We start from the raw sequence: 16,018 nt of genomic DNA, 5'->3' as shown, positions 1-16,018 counted from the left end.
ACCTAGCTCGTCCTGGCCAACCAGCGACCGTTTTCGCACACGGCGCGACCATCCATTTCCAGTTCGGTGAGCGCCGCCAGCACTTTGGGTAGCCCCCAGCCGCTGCTGCCGGCCAAGGCTTCGCTGGTGTGCGGCGCGGCGTGGAGCAGGGCGAGCAAGGGGTGATCGGCTTTTGGTGTGTCTGTGGACAACGGTAAATGCTGCCAGCCACGCAACGCTTCGAGGATGTGCTCGATGGTTTCCACCAACACCGCGCCGTCACGGATCAACTGGTGGCAGCCTCGCGCGCCGGGGTGATGGATGGAGCCTGGAATCGCATACACCTCGCGTCCCTGTTCCGCCGCCAGGCGCGCGGTAATCAATGAACCACTGGCGACGCTGGCCTCGACTACCAGCACGCCGAGGGACAAACCGCTGATGATCCGGTTACGCCGTGGGAAGTTGCTCGGCGTCGGCCCGGCGTCCAGCGGAAACTCTGAAACCACCGCGCTGCCCGAGGCGATCATCGCGTCTGCCAAGCGCCGATTACGCTGTGGATAAAAGTTTTCCAGCCCGGTGCCCAGCACACCGATGGTCAACCCGCCGACATCCAACGCGGCTTGATGCGCGGCGGCATCAATGCCCAGCGCCAAACCACTGTTAATCACAAAACCCGCTCCGGCGAGGCTGCGGGAAAACGCGGTCGCCGTGTCCATTCCCGGACGCGAGGCGCGGCGGCTACCGACCATCGCCAGTTGCGGATTTTCCAGAATCAGCGGATCGCCAGCGACAAACAGCAACGGCGGCGGATCGGGAATCTGCGCCAGCAGCGCCGGGTAATCCGCCTGATCCCACATCAACAAATGATGCCCCGGGCGCTCTAGCCAGCGCATTGCGTGGCTGGCACCGTCACGCACGTCAGGGCAACGCCGCGCGTCGGCACTCGACGCCGGCATGCCCAGGGATCGCCAGGCGCTGGCCGGGGCGCTGATGGCTTTCGACGCCGAGCCAAAGGCTTCGAGCAATTTGCTAAAACGCTTGGGGCCGATTTCCGGCAAGCGGTGCAGGCGCAGGCGCGCTTCCAGTTCCGCAGGGGAAACTGGTGTGCAGGCAGACATCATCATGGATCATCCTTGATCGTTATAAGCCCCGAACCATTCGGAACAAGCTGTGGATAACTCTGTTGGTAACTTGTGAAGCCTGCTTACGGATTTCGCACCTTGTCGAGCACCGCCAGCGAGCGCGATGCGTTGAGCACGAGGCCGTAACTGAGCTTGTCGTAGGTGCGGAATACCATCAGCAAACCGGCGCGTTCATCGGGAATTTTCAGCGGCTGGCCAGTGATACGGTCGCGCACGGTTTCGCCGGTTTTCATCACCACCAGCACGTTGCCTTCAGCCAGACCGTCGCGCTTGCCCTTGTTCAGGGTGACCACATCCATCACGCCGATCTGGGTGACGCCACGCGGCACGTCGATGATTACGCCGTTGATCTTGCTGGTCGGTGCGCTGGGCATGAAGGTCGAGTTGATCGAACGCTCTTCGCCGCTGAACAAGCGGTCACCGAGGCGCACTTCCTGGGTGGTACGTTGCAGCGCCAGGGTGGCGACGTCACCCTCGGTGGCGACAATTTCACCGCCTCCAATGTCGTCGGCGTTGATCCCGAGAAACTCCTTGGTCTCAGGATCGGTGTAGACCTTGCCCTGACGGAAGATCCCGTAGACCGGTTGATTCGGGTCGAAATGGCCGCGGGCGAAAATGCGGTCGCCGGTGCCGCTGAGCACACGTTCGGCATCGCCAGCGACAATGTATGGCGCCTTGTCGAAGTCTTCAGCCTTGTCGACGATGCGGTTGCTCAGCAGAAAACTGTTGATGGATTTCAGCGGAATGCTCGGAATCGCCTCGGCCATAGGGCTGGTGCGGATTCGTGGCGAGAGCTTGATGGTCCCACGCGACTCGCCGCGATTCAGGGTCAGACGCGGCTGGCCGTCGACATAACTGAGCGTCAGCGTGTCGCCGGGATAGATCAGGTTGGGGTTTTCGATTTGCGGATTGGCCCGCCACAGCTGTGGCCACTGCCAGGGCTCGCGCAGGTATTTGCCGGATATGTCCCAGAGTGTGTCCCCCGAAACCACCGTGTATTGCTGTGGAAAACCTTCCCTGAGTTGCACTTGCCCTTGCGCCACGCCAGCCGAAGCCAACAGCAGCAGGGCGAGTAGTGTTTTCCTCATGCAGTGAATCCCTTTATCATGTGCATTCGCGTGAACCGTCAGAGCCCCCGTGGCTCGCTTGTGCAAAATGCACAAGCTACGCTTCACAACGGTAGCCTGCATCTTCGGACCTGCCAGGCCATCGCCCGACTTTACTCAACGTGTGCAGCAATCAAAGCCTATGGCCATTTTAAACATCCTCGAATTCCCGGACCCGCGTCTGCGCACTATCGCCAAGCCTGTGGCTGTAGTGGACGACGAAGTGCGTCAGTTGGTCGATGACATGTTTGAAACAATGTATGAAGCGCCGGGCATCGGCCTTGCCGCGACCCAGGTCAACGTGCACAAACGTATCGTCGTGATGGACCTTTCCGAAGACCGCACCGAACCCCGGGTGTTCATCAACCCCGAGTTCGAATCGCTGACCGAAGAAATGGACCAATACCAGGAAGGCTGCCTGTCGGTACCGGGTTTCTACGAAAACGTCGACCGCCCGCAGAAGGTCAAAATCAAGGCGCTGGACCGCGACGGCAAGCCCTATGAGCTGATCGCCGAAGGCCTGCTCGCGGTGTGCATCCAGCACGAATGCGACCACCTCAACGGCAAATTGTTCGTCGATTACCTGTCCACGCTCAAACGCGACCGGATCAAGAAGAAACTGGAAAAGCAGCACCGCCAGAACGCTTGATGCCCCTCCTTCAAAGGCTTGCTGCGGCAAGCCTTTTTCTTTTTATGAGACGCCCTTCATGACTGAGCCACTGCGCATCGTTTTTGCCGGCACCCCGGAATTCGCTGCCGAACACCTCAAGGCCCTGCTGAACAGCCCCTACGAGATCGTTGCGGTTTACACCCAACCGGATCGTCCGGCCGGTCGCGGGCAAAAACTGATGCCGAGCCCGGTCAAACAGCTCGCGCTGGAAAATAATATCCAGGTGTTGCAGCCGCCGACTTTGCGCAACGCCGACGCTCAAGCCGAGTTGGCCGCACTGAAACCGGATTTGCTGGTGGTGGTTGCCTACGGCCTGATCCTGCCGCAAGTGGTGCTGGATATTCCGCGCCTGGGTTGCATCAACAGTCACGCATCCTTGCTGCCACGCTGGCGCGGTGCGGCGCCGATCCAGCGCGCCGTGGAACATGGTGATGCCGAAAGCGGTGTGACCGTGATGCGCATGGAAGCCGGCCTCGACACCGGGCCGATGCTGCTCAAGGTCGTCACGCCGATCACCGGTGAAGACACTGGCGGCACGCTGCACGACCGCCTCGCCGAAATGGGCCCGCCAGCCGTGGTGCAGGCGATTGCCGGTCTGGCCGCAGGCACGCTGGAAGGCGAAGTGCAGAACGATGAGCTCGCCACTTATGCGCACAAGCTGAACAAAGACGAAGCACGCATCGACTGGAGCCGTCCAGCGGTTGAGCTGGAGCGACTGGTACGCGCCTTCAATCCATGGCCGATCACCCACAGCACCCTTAACGGTGAAGCACTGAAAGTGCTGGCGGCGACACTCGCCGACGGTAAAGGCGCACCGGGTGAAATCCTCAGCGCCAGCAAGGACGGTTTGGTCGTCGCCTGCGGTGAGCAGGCGCTGTGCCTGACCCGCCTGCAATTGCCCGGCGGCAAGGCGCTGAACTTCAGCGACCTGTTCAACAGCCGTCGCGAGAAATTCGCCGTCGGCACCGTGCTCGGCGCAGCGGTGGACGCGCAATGAATCCGCGTCTGGCCGCCGCCAAGGCACTCGCCGCCGTGCTCAGCGGCAAAGCCTCACTGAACAGCTCTCTGCCGACACAACTGGACAAGGTCGAGGATCGCGATCGCGGTTTCACCCAGGATCTGGCGTTCGGCACCGCGCGCTGGCAGCCACGCCTGTCGGCGCTGGCGGAAAAACTCCTGCAGAAGCCGTTCAAAACGGCCGACGCCGATGTCGAGGCGCTGCTGCTGGTCGGTCTCTACCAATTGCTCTACACCCGCGTGCCGGCCCACGCCGCCATCGGCGAAACCGTCGGTTGCGCCGACAAGCTGAAAAAGCCGTGGGCCAAAGGCCTGCTCAATGCCGTGTTGCGCAATGCCCAGCGCGAAAGCGAAACGATTTTCGCCGAGCTGGAACGTGACCCGGTGGTGCGCACCGCTCACCCGCGCTGGCTGCAAAAATCCCTGAAGGCGTTCTGGCCGGAGCAGTGGGAAGCCATCTGCGAAGCAAACAACGCGCATCCGCCGATGATCCTGCGGGTCAACCGTCGCCATCACAACCGCGACGCCTACCTCGGTCTGCTGACTGAAGCCGGCATTGCTGCAACGCCATGCGTGTACAGCCGCGACGGCATCATCCTCGAAACCGCTGCCGACGTGCGCAGCCTGCCGGGTTTCGCTGAAGGCTGGATCAGCGTGCAGGACGAAGCGGCGCAACTGGCTGCCGACCTGCTCGATCTGGCGCCAGGCCAACGCGTGCTCGACGCCTGCTGCGCGCCGGGTGGCAAGACCTGTCACATCCTCGAAGCCGAACCGGCACTGGCCGGCGTAGTCGCGGTGGATCTGGAAGCCAAGCGTCTGGTGCGGGTCAAAGAGAACCTTGAGCGCTTGGGTCTGGATGCCGAACTGATCGCCGCCGACGGTCGCGACACCGAGAAATGGTGGGACGGCAAACCCTTCCAGCGCATCCTGCTCGACGCACCGTGCTCGGCCACCGGTGTGATTCGCCGTCATCCAGACATCAAGCTGACCCGTCAGCCGGACGACATCGTCGCCCTCGCGCAACTGCAAGGCGAACTGCTCGACGCCATGTGGAAAACCCTCGAGGTCGGCGGCATCCTGCTGTACGCCACCTGCTCGACCCTGCCGACCGAGAACACCGAAGTCATCGCCGCGTTCCTTGAGCGCACCCCCAGTGCCCGCGAGCTGGATCTGGCCACCAGCGCCGGGATCAAACAGCCCCATGGTCGCCAATTGCTGGCCCAGCAGGGCGGGCATGACGGGTTCTACTACGCCAAGCTGATCAAGATCGCTGCCGCGCGCGGCTAAACGGATTCAACGGAGTGACTGGATGAAAATCATCATCCTCGGTGCGGGACAGGTCGGCGGTTCGCTGGCCGAGCATTTGGCCAGTGAAGCCAACGACATTACGGTGGTCGACACCGACGGCGAACGCCTGCGCGACCTCGGCGACCGCCTCGATATTCGTACCGTGCAGGGCCGTGGCTCGCTGCCCTCGGTGTTGCGTCAGGCCGGTGCCGACGACGCCGACATGCTGGTCGCGGTGACCAACAGCGACGAAACCAACATGGTCGCCTGCCAGGTCGCCCACACACTGTTCCACACCCCGACCAAGATCGCCCGGGTGCGCGAAGCGTCCTACCTCAATCGCGAGGAACAGCTGTTCCAGAACGAAGCGATTCCGGTCGATGTGCTGATCAGCCCCGAGCAAGTGGTGACCAATTACATCAAACGCCTGATTCAGCATCCCGGTGCGTTGCAGGTGATCGACTTCGCTGAAGGCGCGGCGCAACTGGTGGCGGTGCGCGCTTATTACGGCGGGCCGTTGGTGGGTCAGCAACTGCGCCAATTGCGCGCACACATGCCGAATGTCGAAACCCGCGTGGCAGCGATTTTCCGCCGTGACCGGCCGATCCTGCCGCAGGGCGACACAGTGATCGAAGCCGATGACGAAGTCTTTTTCATCGCTGCCCGTGAGAATATTCGCGCGGTGATGAGCGAAATGCGCCGTCTCGACGAAACCTACAAACGCATCGTCATCGCTGGCGGCGGGCAGATCGGTGAACGTCTGGCCGAGGCCATCGAAAGCCGTTATCAGGTGAAGATCATCGAGATGAATCCGGCGCGCTGCCGCTATCTCTCCGACACCCTCGACAGTACCGTGGTGTTGCAGGGCAGCGCGTCTGATCGCGACCTGCTGCTGGAAGAGAACATCGCCGACGCCGACATCTTCCTTGCGCTGACCAACGACGACGAAGCCAACATCATGTCGTCGCTGCTGGCGAAACGGCTGGGGGCGAAGAAGGTCATGACCATCATCAACAACCCGGCGTATGTCGACCTGATTCAGGGCGGCGACATCGACATCGCCATCAGCCCGCAACTAGCGACCATCGGCACGCTGCTGGCCCACGTCCGTCGTGGCGATATCGTCAGCGTGCACTCACTGCGTCGCGGTGCGGCGGAAGCCATCGAGGCGATTGCCCACGGTGATGCGAAGTCGAGCAAGGTCATCGGCAAGCCTATCGAAAAGATCGGCCTGCCGCCGGGCACCACGATTGGCGCGGTGATCCGCAATGAACAAGTGATCATCGCCCACGACGACACGGTGATCGAGGCGGGCGACCATGTGATTCTGTTCCTCGTGGATAAAAAGCATATTCGCGATGTGGAGAAGCTGTTTCATGTCGGGTTGAGCTTCTTCTGATCCGGATTTTTGGGTGATCAGACTGGCGCCATCGCGAGCAGGCTCACTCCTACATTTGGAATGCGTTCCCCTGTAGGAGTGAGCCTGCTCGCGATGGGGATATCCCTAAGCAAGACTCATCCTGACACACCTCCTTCAAGGAATCTCCCATGCTCGAATCCCTGGAAAAAATGCTCGCCAAGGGTGTGGATAACTCCCTGCTGCGCTTCGGCCTGGGCAAGGGCTATCTGGATCTCGGCGAAAACGCCAGGGCTGCCGAGCATTTCCAGCGCTGTGTCGGTTTTGACCCGAAGTATTCGGCCGCTTGGAAATTGTTGGGCAAGGCGCAACTGGCGCTAGGCGATATCGCCGCCGCACGTCAGGCCTGGGAGCACGGTCTGGAAGCGGCCCGCGCCCATGGCGACAAGCAGGCCGAGAAGGAAATGACGGTGTTTCTGAAGAAGCTCGATCGTCAGGCGCAATAGGTCAGAGGTAGCGAAGACCGATACCGTCGGCATCCACCGTGACCACTTCCATCCGCACCCGCGGCGCGCCTGTGGGTAACCCCTGCACCTGGCCGTAAACCACTGCACCTTTGGGCAAAGAAGCCAAAACCGGATGCTGCACAAACACCCCGGTAGGCGACAGGTTGCGCGTCTGCCCGAGGCATTCGCCAAAGCTGTCGTGGGTGATCTTGATGCGGAAGGATTTACGTTGTTCGGACATCTTGTTGCGCCCTTTGATGAACGGTTGTGGATAACCTCGCCAGAGAGGTTATCCACAGATCATGCCAATCAGCTCAATACCAGCGCTCTTCGCCCGGCGGACGCTTTTTGAAGCGCTTCATGCTCCACATATATTGGCTCGGATACGCCGCGACATAACGCTCGACGACTTTGCTCATCGCTGCGCAGGATTCGGCAGTATCGGTGCTGTACATGGCTTCGGGCGCCGCTTCGAGGATCACTTTGTAGCCAGAACCGTCGGGCAGGCGCAGCGCATGCAGGAACACGCCGACGGCTTTGCCACCAGCGAGCATGTTCGGCACGAATTTGCTGGTCAGCGCTTGAGTCGCGAAGAACGGCACGAAGATCCCGGCGGATTCGGCCGGTTCCGGGTCAGCGGGAATGCCCACTGCACCACCTTTGCGCACTTCCTTGATGACGCTAAGGATGCCTTCCTTGGTAGAAGCGGCGACCTTGTTGCCGAGTTGCACGCGCTGTTTGCGCAGCAATTCATCCACCGCCTTGAGCTTGGGCGGACGGTAGAAAATGATTGGTTTGCACTGGCTGCAATAGAAGTGATTGAGCACTTCCCAGTTACCCAGGTGGCTGGTGATGCCGACCACGCCTTTGCCCGAGGCCAATGCATCCTTGAGGATGTCGAGGCCCTCGACTTCGCGCACCAGATCGATCGAACGCTGCGCCGGCCAGATCCACGCGCAGGCGCTTTCGGTCAGCGACTTGCCGATGTCTTTCAGGCTCTGCCCGACCAGACGTTCACGTTCGGCAGGGTCCATCTGTGGAAAACATTTGGCGAGGTTGATCCGCACCACGTCGCGGGAGCGGTTGGGGGTTTTCCACATGATCCAGCCGATCGCCGAACCCACGGCTTGCACGGCCCGCCATGGCAGCAGGGCAAACAGCCGCAGAGCGCCTACCAGCAAGGCGCCTTTAAACTTTTCCACAGGTCACTCCTGATCTTGTGCGGTGCGCGAGGCGGCCATTCTAACCGCCGTTGACGAGCTGCGCGTAGCGGTCGCAGTCCTGAGTGTGGTCCATGACCATGCCCGAAGCCTGCATCAATGCGTAGCAAATGGTCGGGCCGACGAACGTGAACCCGGCCTTTTTCAGGCCTTTGCTCATCGCCAGCGCTTCGGGGGTGATCGCCGGGACTTCGCTGCGATCCTTGAAATGATTGATGATCGGTTGGTCGTTAACAAACGACCATAAGAACCCCACCGGATCCTCCAGCGCCAGCCAGGCCTGGGCATTACGGCGGGCGGCATTGAGTTTGAGGCGGTTGCGGATGATCCCCGGATCAAGCATCAACTCGTCGATTTCAGCGTCGCTCATCTGCGCCACACGCTGCACGTCGAAGCCGAACAACACCTCGCGATAACGCTCGCGTTTGCGCAACACGGTGATCCACGACAGCCCGGCCTGGAACCCTTCGAGCAAAAGCAACTCGAACAAACCCTGCGCATCGCGTAGCGGCGTGCCCCACTCCTGGTCGTGATAAGCCATGTACAGCGGATCTTCGGTACACCAAAAGCAGCGTGGCATAAGGCTCCAGGGGGCGTGCGCAGCAATGAATCGGGTATACTCCCGCTCTTTAAATCGCAGCCCAAGAAACAGGTGAATTTCGTGAGCCAGCCTACGCCAGCCGTGCGTACCTTCCAAGACTTGATCCTCGCGCTCCAGCAATACTGGGCCGAGCAAGGTTGCGTGGTACTTCAGCCCTACGATATGGAAGTAGGCGCCGGCACTTTCCACACCGCGACCTTCCTGCGCGCCATCGGCCCGGAAACCTGGAACGCCGCCTACGTGCAGCCAAGCCGCCGTCCGACTGACGGCCGTTACGGCGAAAACCCTAACCGTCTGCAGCACTACTATCAGTTCCAGGTCGTCCTGAAACCGAACCCGGACAACTTCCAGGAACTGTACCTGGGCTCGCTCAAGCATGTCGGCCTGGACCCACTGGTTCACGACATTCGCTTCGTCGAAGACAACTGGGAATCGCCGACCCTCGGCGCCTGGGGTCTGGGCTGGGAAGTCTGGCTGAACGGTATGGAAGTGACCCAGTTCACTTACTTCCAGCAGGCTGGCGGCATCGAGTGCTACCCGGTAACCGGCGAGATCACTTACGGTCTCGAGCGTTTGGCCATGTATCTGCAAGGCGTGGATTCGGTCTACGACCTGGTCTGGGCTGACGGCCCGATGGGCAAAGTGACCTACGGCGACGTGTTCCACCAGAACGAAGTGGAACAGTCCACTTACAACTTCGAACACGCCAACGTCGACAAACTGTTCGAACTGTTCGACTTCTATGAAGGCGAAGCCAAGCGCCTGATCGAGCTCGACCAGCCGCTGCCGTTGCCGAGCTACGAAATGGTGTTGAAGGCGTCGCACACCTTCAACCTGCTGGATGCGCGCCGGGCGATCTCGGTGACCGCGCGTCAGCAATACATTCTGCGCGTACGCACCCTGGCGCGTTCCGTTGCGCAAGCCTACCTGCTGGCACGCGCCAAGCTGGGCTTCCCGATGGCGACCCCGGACCTGCGTGACGAAGTACTGGCCAAGCTGGAGGCTGCACAATGAGTGCGCAAGATTTTCTGGTTGAACTGGGCACCGAAGAACTCCCGCCAAAAGCCCTGAACACCTTGGCTGAGGCGTTCCTCGCCGGTATCGACAAGGGCCTGCAAGCCGCAGGCCTGAGCTACGAGACTAAAACCGTCTACGCCGCGCCGCGTCGTCTGGCTGTGCTGATCACCGCGCTGGCCACTCAACAGCCGGATCGCAGCATCAACCTCGACGGCCCGCCACGTCAGGCGGCGTTCGACGCTGACGGCAACCCGACGCAGGCAGCCCTGGGTTTCGCCAAGAAATGCGGCGTCGATCTGAGCGAGATCGATCAGAGCGGCCCGAAACTGCGTTACAGCCAGAGCATCGCCGGCAAGCCGACCGCGAGCCTGCTGCCGACCATCGTCGAAGATTCGCTGAACGACCTGCCGATCCCGAAACGCATGCGTTGGGGTGCGCGCAAGGAAGAGTTCGTGCGTCCGACCCAGTGGCTGGTGATGCTGCTCGGTGACCAGGTCATCGATTGCACCATCCTCGCGCAGAAGGCTGGCCGTGACTCCCGTGGTCACCGTTTCCACCACCCGCAAAGCGTGCGCATCGGTTCGCCGTCGAGCTACCTCGCCGACCTGCGCGCCGCTTACGTGCTGGCCGACGCCAACGAGCGTCGCGAAATCATCAGCAAGCGCACCGAAGAGCTGGCCACCCGTCAGGAAGGCACGGCAATCGTTCCGTCGGCGCTGCTGGACGAAGTGACCGCGCTGGTTGAATGGCCGGTGCCGCTGGTGTGCTCGTTCGAGGAACGTTTCCTCGACGTGCCGCAAGAAGCGCTGATCACCACCATGCAGGACAACCAGAAGTACTTCTGCCTGCTGGATGCCGACGGCAAGTTGCTGCCACGTTTCATCACTGTGGCCAACATCGAAAGCAAAGACCCGCAGCAGATCATCGCCGGTAACGAGAAAGTGGTTCGTCCACGTCTGACCGACGCCGAGTTCTTCTTCAAGCAAGACAAGAAGCAGAAACTCGAAGCTTTCAATGATCGCCTGAAGAACGTGGTGTTCCAGGAAAAACTCGGCAGCGTCTACGACAAGGCCGAACGCGTTTCCAAACTGGCCGCGTACATCGCCGCACGCATCGGTGGCAACGCTTCTTGGGCTGCTCGCGCAGGCCTGCTGTCGAAGTGCGACCTGGCCACTGAAATGGTCGGCGAGTTCCCGGAGATGCAAGGTGTCGCCGGTTACTACTACGCCCTCAATGACGGCGAGCCGGAAGACGTCGCGCTGGCGCTCAACGAGCAGTACATGCCTCGCGGTGCCGGTGCTGAACTGCCAGCGACCCTGACCGGTGCAGCCGTTGCTATCGCTGACAAGCTCGACACCCTGGTCGGTATCTTCGGTATCGGCATGCTGCCAACCGGCAGCAAAGACCCGTATGCCCTGCGCCGCGCGGCACTCGGCGTGCTGCGCATCCTGATCGAGAAAAAACTCGATCTGGACCTGAACGATGCAGTGGCTTTCGCCGTGGCCGCATTCGGTGCCAAGGTCAAGGCTGCCGGTCTCAACGAGTCCGTGCTGGAATTCATCTTCGATCGTCTGCGTGCGCGTTACGAAGACGAAGGCGTCGAAGTCGCCACTTACCTGTCGGTCCGTGCTCTGAAGCCGGGTTCGGCGCTGGACTTCGATCAGCGTGTGCAAGCGGTGCAGGCCTTCCGCAAACTGCCGGAAGCGGCAGCGCTGGCGGCGGTGAACAAGCGAGTATCGAACCTGTTGAGCAAAGTCGAAGGCGCGGTGCCGACCGAGGTGCAAGCCAAGTATTTCGACAACGCCAACGAGTTCTCGCTGTACTCGGCGATCCAGCAAGCGGATCAGGCGGTGCAGCCAATGGCCGCGGCGCGTCAGTACAACGAATCGCTGGCACGCCTGGCTGCACTGCGTGAGCCAGTCGATGCGTTCTTCGACGCGGTAATGGTCAATGCTGACGACGCCAATGTGCGGGCCAACCGTTACGCGCTGCTGGCGCGTCTGCGTGGCCTGTTCCTCGGCGTTGCCGACATTTCGCTGCTGGGTTGAGGGACTGCTGTTGAAACTGCTGATTCTCGATCGGGACGGAGTGATCAATTACGACTCCGACGCTTACATCAAGTCAGTGGCGGAGTGGATTCCGTTGCCCGGCTCGATCGAGGCGATTGCGCAGTTGAGCAAGGCCGGCTGGACGGTGGCGGTGGCCACCAACCAGTCGGGCATTGCTCGCGGCTATTACGACCTCGCCACCTTGGATGCCATGCACGCGCGATTGCGCGAGCTGGTGGCGGAGCAGGGCGGTGAAGTCGGGCTGATCGTGTATTGCCCGCATGGTCCGGACGAAGGCTGCGATTGCCGCAAGCCGAAACCGGGAATGTTGAAAACCATCGCAGCGCATTACAACGTCGAGCTGGCCAACGTCTGGTTCGTCGGCGACAGCCTTGGTGACCTGGAGGCCGCCAAAGCCGTCGATTCACAGCCAGTTTTGGTAAAGACCGGAAAAGGCGCAAAGACTCAGGGCAAAACCCTGCCGGTTGGCACTCTGATTTTTGACGATCTGGCGGCGATTGCCGCAGAACTTATCCACAACTAGAGTACTTCTGAAGTTCCTGACCAGGGATTGATCGGGAGTGCGCTTGAACACTCGGGCATTGCCCCGTAACGGTAAACGTCACTATGTCGATACTGCGGGCCATCAGAATTTTTCTCTTTTACCTGCTGCTGGGCACCACCTCCCTGCTGTGGTGCAGCTTGAGTTTTTTTATCGCGCCGTTTTTGCCGTTCAAGGCGCGTTATCGTTTTATCAACGTGTACTGGTGCCGTTGCGCCTTGTGGTTGACCCAGGTGTTTCTCGGTATCCGTTACGAAATCAAAGGCGCGGAAAACGTGCCTGACCGGCCCTGCGTGATTCAATCGAACCACCAGAGCACCTGGGAGACGTTCTTTCTCTCTGCTTATTTCTCGCCGTTGAGCCAAGTGCTCAAACGCGAACTGCTGTACGTGCCGTTCTTCGGCTGGGCGATGGCCATGCTGCGGCCGATCGCGATTGATCGCGACAACCCGAAAGCGGCTTTGAAACAAGTCGCGGCCAAGGGTGACGAATTGCTCAAGGACAACGTTTGGGTGCTGATCTTTCCGGAAGGCACACGCGTGCCGTTTGGCACTGTCGGCAAGTTCTCCCGCAGTGGCAGCGCTTTGGCGGTGAATGCGGCGCTTCCGGTACTGCCGATTGCACACAATGCCGGCAAGTTCTGGCCGAAAGTCGGCTGGGGCAAGAAGTCCGGGGTGATCACCGTGGTCATCGGCGAACCGATGTACGCCGAGGGGACAGGCCCGCGCGCCATCGCCGAGCTGAACGACCGAGTGCAAGCCTGGAATGAGAAAACTCAGCGCGAGATGGGCTCGCTGCCACCGGCCCCACAAGCGCCGGCCTCAAATGATCAGATCGCTGTCTGAGATTTTGTGGATAACCTGTGTACGGTTTTGTTGAAACCGCTTGAATATTGGTAATAAGCGATTGATTTACTTATATATTTCTCAAGCTCATAAAACACCATAAAACGTGCATAAGTTTTTCGGATGTAAAAAAACCGGCTGATATAGCCGGTTTTTTTGTGCCTGTTCATTCTGGGATCAGCGGTAATTCGAGCAGGAACGTGGTGCCTTGATCGACCACGCTATGACATTCGATTTTACCGCCATGGTGGTCGACCACCGCTTTGACCATCGACAAGCCGAGGCCCACGCCGTCGATGCCCTGCGCGGAAGAAAAACGTCGGTATTGGCTGAACAGGTCGGGCAATTCATCGGCGGCAATGCCCTTGCCTTGATCGATCAATTCACAGTGCAACCATTCCTCACGGCAACGGACGCGCAGGGTGATCGTGGTGTCGGCCGGGCTGTACTTGATCGCGTTTTCCAGAAGGTTGAACAGGGCGCGGGTCAGCAAGCCTTGGTCAGCATTGATCAGGCGCTCCTGGGATTGCTCGTCCATGTCATGCGACAGCTCGATGCGTTTTTGCTGGGCAATGGGCAACGCCTGATCCAACACGTCCAGCACCAGCATCGCGAACAGCGTCGGTTGAAATTGATAAGTCTCGGATTCGGCCCGCGCCAGCAGAACAAACCCATCGGTCAGATCCAGCGCGCGGCGTACCTGCCGTTCGATCTGTTCGAACAGCGGTGCGTCGGCGCCCGCCTGATGCCGATGCACATCGAGCAAAGCGAGGATTGCCGAGTGCGGTGCACGCAAATCATGAGAGAGAAAGCGCAGCAACACGCTGCGTTGCTCCTCGGCCGCACGTTCAGCGCTGAGGTCGGTCAGGCTCAACAGCCAGCCAATCGGCGTGTCACCGTCCACCGGCAGCAGCGCAGCACGTTCCAGACGCAGACTGCGCTCCTTGTAATCACGAAACTCCAATAGCGGCAGGGCCGACAGTGGCGGGCGCTGCTCTGTGGATAATTCCGGATAGCCGAGACGGGCGAGTTGACCAAGCACATCGTCGCCCACCAGAGGATCATCGAACAGCGCGCGAGCCTTGCGGTTACCCAGCAGGATCTGGCCTTTGGGGTCACTGATCAGCGTGGCGACAGGCAGGTACTCCAGACCATCGGCGATGAAACGCCGAGTATCACGGGTACGGCTCATGGCCTGCTCGAGCGCCATGATCTGGCCCTGCAAGCGATCAGCGCCGGTGAATTGCGAGCGACGGCGTTCGGGGAACACCTTCGGTTCGCTGTCGAGCCGTGCCAGCTCCCAACCGAAATAGGTCAGCACCACACTCAAGCGCCGCCAGTTCCAGATCAGATAACCGAACAACATGCCCAGCACCGCCGGCGTCGGCGACCACCATTGGCGCATCTCCGCCAGCCCGGCACTGACCAGCAGCGCGCAGGCCATGCCGATCAACGTAATCCACAGCGCCCAGCGCGGGCGCCAGAGCAGCAGCCCGAGAATCCCGGCAACCAGCACCACCGACAACAAAGCGCCCGCTGGCGGCGTCGCATCGTGCAAGCTGATCTGCGCGCGATAAGACAGCAGTGCAGTCAGCGGCAACAGCACTAGACTTATCCACAACCATTCGCGAACCAACTGTCGAAACAGTCGCTGCACCTGACTCGGCTCACGGCTTTCGCGCCGGCGCTGATTGTTCATGGGGAAAAAGGGCAGGACAGGGTGAATGCTTTCATAGGTCACAGGTCTGAGACGTAGACTCGAAGAATCATAGCGGACGTCGACCAACGGCGGGCCGCTTACTTTCAAGGTGATGACCAAGCGACTATGGTTGACGCCCAACTGCCCAAGCAACAAGGAACCACCGCGTATGCGCGTTGCGATACTGGACGACGAACCCGCCGAACTGCGCCGGGTCGAGCAAACCCTGCAGCAGATGGCCGATGCCGGCGAACAGCCGTGGTCACTGCACAGCTTCGAGCGAGGCGAAGACTTGTTGCGACAGCTACGCCGGGAAACCTTCGACCTGCTGATCCTCGACTGGCAACTGCCCGACCTCACCGGCCTGGCCCTGCTGCGCTGGACTCGCGAGCATATGGAAGCGCCACCCGCGGCGATCATGCTGACCAGTCGCGATGGTGAAAGTGACATCGTGCAGGCGTTGAATGCGGGGGCTGATGATTATGTGAGCAAGCCGTTTCGACCGAATGAGTTGAAGGCGCGGGTGGCTGCGGTGCTGCGGCGGCATGCCCAACAACGCACCGCCGCGAGCGAAGTGCTGAGCTTCAACGACCTGACCTTCGATGACGCTGAACTGACTGTTACCCGCGAGGGAAAACCCATCGTCATGACCGAGCGCGAGTATCGACTGGCGCGGTGTCTGTTCAGCAACCTGGGCCGGCCGTTGTCGCGGGATTATCTGTATGAGCGGTTTTGGCCGCATGAGGAGATGGCGTCGTCGCGGCCATTGGATACGCATATTTATCGGCTGCGGAACAAGCTTGGGCTGACGGCGGATCGGGGTTGGCAGTTGTTGACGATTTATGGGTATGGGTATCGGTTGGAGAGTGTGTCTGCAGCATCCGAGTAAAAGATCAAAAGATCGCAGCCTACGGCAGCTCCTACACCTATCTCCGTAGGAGCTGCCGCAGGCTGCGATCTTT

16 protein-coding genes are annotated in these 16,018 nt (G+C 60.5%); 10 read left to right on the top strand and 6 right to left on the bottom strand.

Annotation, left to right across the window (positions count from 1 at the left end; translation table 11 throughout):
* Positions 1-2: 2 nt before the first annotated feature.
* On the bottom strand, positions 3-1,103 hold the full coding sequence (dprA, locus tag CQ009_RS02275) for a DNA-processing protein DprA (RefSeq protein ID WP_064389693.1): 1,101 nt from the start codon (positions 1,101-1,103) through the stop codon (positions 3-5).
* Positions 1,104-1,183: 80 nt separating this feature from the next.
* Positions 1,184-2,209: a LysM peptidoglycan-binding domain-containing protein gene (locus tag CQ009_RS02270; RefSeq protein ID WP_064389692.1), complete on the bottom strand. Its 1,026-nt coding sequence runs from the start codon at positions 2,207-2,209 to the stop codon at positions 1,184-1,186.
* Between the two features lie 160 nt (positions 2,210-2,369).
* Here CQ009_RS02270 and def point away from each other — a divergent pair, with 160 nt between their 5' ends.
* The 5 genes from def to CQ009_RS02245 all read left to right on the top strand — a co-directional run bounded on the left by def (position 2,370) and on the right by CQ009_RS02245 (position 7,064).
* Positions 2,370-2,876, top strand: a complete 507-nt coding sequence (gene def, locus CQ009_RS02265; protein WP_038359594.1) for a peptide deformylase — start codon at positions 2,370-2,372, stop codon at positions 2,874-2,876.
* 58 nt (positions 2,877-2,934) lie between these two features.
* Positions 2,935-3,894 carry a methionyl-tRNA formyltransferase gene (gene fmt / locus CQ009_RS02260; protein WP_105704756.1) on the top strand — a complete coding sequence of 320 codons (960 nt, stop codon included), beginning with the start codon at positions 2,935-2,937 and terminating at the stop codon, positions 3,892-3,894.
* Complete coding sequence (gene rsmB / locus CQ009_RS02255) at positions 3,891-5,201, top strand: 16S rRNA (cytosine(967)-C(5))-methyltransferase RsmB (RefSeq protein WP_105704755.1); 1,311 nt, start codon at positions 3,891-3,893, stop codon at positions 5,199-5,201. Before fmt ends, rsmB begins: the two co-directional genes overlap by 4 nt.
* A gap of 22 nt (positions 5,202-5,223) precedes the next feature.
* Positions 5,224-6,600 (top strand): Trk system potassium transporter TrkA, encoded by a 1,377-nt coding sequence (trkA, locus tag CQ009_RS02250; RefSeq protein WP_105704754.1) that lies wholly within the window; start codon positions 5,224-5,226, stop codon positions 6,598-6,600.
* Between the two features lie 149 nt (positions 6,601-6,749).
* Positions 6,750-7,064 (top strand): tetratricopeptide repeat protein, encoded by a 315-nt coding sequence (locus CQ009_RS02245; protein WP_105704753.1) that lies wholly within the window; start codon positions 6,750-6,752, stop codon positions 7,062-7,064.
* Position 7,065: 1 nt separating this feature from the next.
* On the opposite strand, the gene CQ009_RS02240 is transcribed toward CQ009_RS02245, so the two are convergent.
* The 3 genes from CQ009_RS02240 to CQ009_RS02230 form a co-directional block, all read right to left on the bottom strand.
* Positions 7,066-7,305, bottom strand: coding sequence for a PilZ domain-containing protein (locus tag CQ009_RS02240; protein WP_105704752.1), 240 nt, complete (start codon positions 7,303-7,305; stop codon positions 7,066-7,068).
* A gap of 73 nt (positions 7,306-7,378) precedes the next feature.
* On the bottom strand, positions 7,379-8,266 hold the full coding sequence (locus CQ009_RS02235) for a lysophospholipid acyltransferase (RefSeq protein ID WP_064389687.1): 888 nt from the start codon (positions 8,264-8,266) through the stop codon (positions 7,379-7,381).
* Between the two features lie 40 nt (positions 8,267-8,306).
* Positions 8,307-8,864, bottom strand: coding sequence for a DNA-3-methyladenine glycosylase I (locus CQ009_RS02230; RefSeq protein ID WP_064389686.1), 558 nt, complete (start codon positions 8,862-8,864; stop codon positions 8,307-8,309).
* 81 nt (positions 8,865-8,945) lie between these two features.
* On the opposite strand from CQ009_RS02230, the gene glyQ reads away from it, so the two are divergent.
* From glyQ to CQ009_RS02210, 4 genes are all read left to right on the top strand, one after another.
* Entirely contained in the window at positions 8,946-9,899 is a 954-nt protein-coding gene (glyQ, locus tag CQ009_RS02225; protein ID WP_034152298.1) for a glycine--tRNA ligase subunit alpha, read from the top strand.
* Positions 9,896-11,950, top strand: coding sequence for a glycine--tRNA ligase subunit beta (glyS, locus tag CQ009_RS02220; protein ID WP_105704751.1), 2,055 nt, complete (start codon positions 9,896-9,898; stop codon positions 11,948-11,950). Before glyQ ends, glyS begins: the two co-directional genes overlap by 4 nt.
* A 4-nt stretch (positions 11,951-11,954) precedes the next feature.
* Positions 11,955-12,494 (top strand): D-glycero-beta-D-manno-heptose 1,7-bisphosphate 7-phosphatase, encoded by a 540-nt coding sequence (gene gmhB, locus CQ009_RS02215; protein WP_163004678.1) that lies wholly within the window; start codon positions 11,955-11,957, stop codon positions 12,492-12,494.
* Positions 12,495-12,577: 83 nt separating this feature from the next.
* Positions 12,578-13,357, top strand: a complete 780-nt coding sequence (locus tag CQ009_RS02210; protein ID WP_105704749.1) for a 1-acyl-sn-glycerol-3-phosphate acyltransferase — start codon at positions 12,578-12,580, stop codon at positions 13,355-13,357.
* 166 nt (positions 13,358-13,523) lie between these two features.
* Here CQ009_RS02210 and CQ009_RS02205 read toward each other — a convergent pair whose 3' ends face one another.
* Positions 13,524-15,056, bottom strand: a complete 1,533-nt coding sequence (locus CQ009_RS02205; RefSeq protein ID WP_105704748.1) for a HAMP domain-containing sensor histidine kinase — start codon at positions 15,054-15,056, stop codon at positions 13,524-13,526.
* A gap of 169 nt (positions 15,057-15,225) precedes the next feature.
* Between CQ009_RS02205 and CQ009_RS02200 the strand changes: the two genes are divergently transcribed.
* Positions 15,226-15,945, top strand: a complete 720-nt coding sequence (locus tag CQ009_RS02200; RefSeq protein WP_105704747.1) for a response regulator transcription factor — start codon at positions 15,226-15,228, stop codon at positions 15,943-15,945.
* The last annotated feature ends 73 nt before the right edge of the window (positions 15,946-16,018 follow it).

The organism is Pseudomonas sp. MYb2 (genome assembly GCF_002979955.1).
Taxonomy (GTDB): domain Bacteria; phylum Pseudomonadota; class Gammaproteobacteria; order Pseudomonadales; family Pseudomonadaceae; genus Aquipseudomonas.
Note: the sequence above shows the minus strand (reverse complement) of the source record. Positions and strands in the feature narration are given on the sequence as shown.

Bases quoted from the DNA above. Each gene is read 5' to 3' on its own strand.
- trkA (WP_105704754.1), top strand. From the start codon at position 5,224: ATGAAAATCATCATCCTCGGTGCGGGACAGGTCGGCGGTTCGCTGGCC.
- CQ009_RS02245 (WP_105704753.1), top strand. From the start codon at position 6,750: ATGCTCGAATCCCTGGAAAAAATGCTCGCCAAGGGTGTGGATAACTCC.
- CQ009_RS02240 (WP_105704752.1), bottom strand. From the start codon at position 7,305: ATGTCCGAACAACGTAAATCCTTCCGCATCAAGATCACCCACGACAGC.
- CQ009_RS02270 (WP_064389692.1), bottom strand. From the start codon at position 2,209: ATGAGGAAAACACTACTCGCCCTGCTGCTGTTGGCTTCGGCTGGCGTG.
- glyS (WP_105704751.1), top strand. From the start codon at position 9,896: ATGAGTGCGCAAGATTTTCTGGTTGAACTGGGCACCGAAGAACTCCCG.
- CQ009_RS02210 (WP_105704749.1), top strand. From the start codon at position 12,578: ATGTCGATACTGCGGGCCATCAGAATTTTTCTCTTTTACCTGCTGCTG.
- rsmB (WP_105704755.1), top strand. From the start codon at position 3,891: ATGAATCCGCGTCTGGCCGCCGCCAAGGCACTCGCCGCCGTGCTCAGC.
- dprA (WP_064389693.1), bottom strand. From the start codon at position 1,103: ATGATGATGTCTGCCTGCACACCAGTTTCCCCTGCGGAACTGGAAGCG.
- def (WP_038359594.1), top strand. From the start codon at position 2,370: ATGGCCATTTTAAACATCCTCGAATTCCCGGACCCGCGTCTGCGCACT.
- CQ009_RS02205 (WP_105704748.1), bottom strand. From the start codon at position 15,056: ATGAACAATCAGCGCCGGCGCGAAAGCCGTGAGCCGAGTCAGGTGCAG.
- CQ009_RS02200 (WP_105704747.1), top strand. From the start codon at position 15,226: ATGCGCGTTGCGATACTGGACGACGAACCCGCCGAACTGCGCCGGGTC.
- fmt (WP_105704756.1), top strand. From the start codon at position 2,935: ATGACTGAGCCACTGCGCATCGTTTTTGCCGGCACCCCGGAATTCGCT.
- CQ009_RS02230 (WP_064389686.1), bottom strand. From the start codon at position 8,864: ATGCCACGCTGCTTTTGGTGTACCGAAGATCCGCTGTACATGGCTTAT.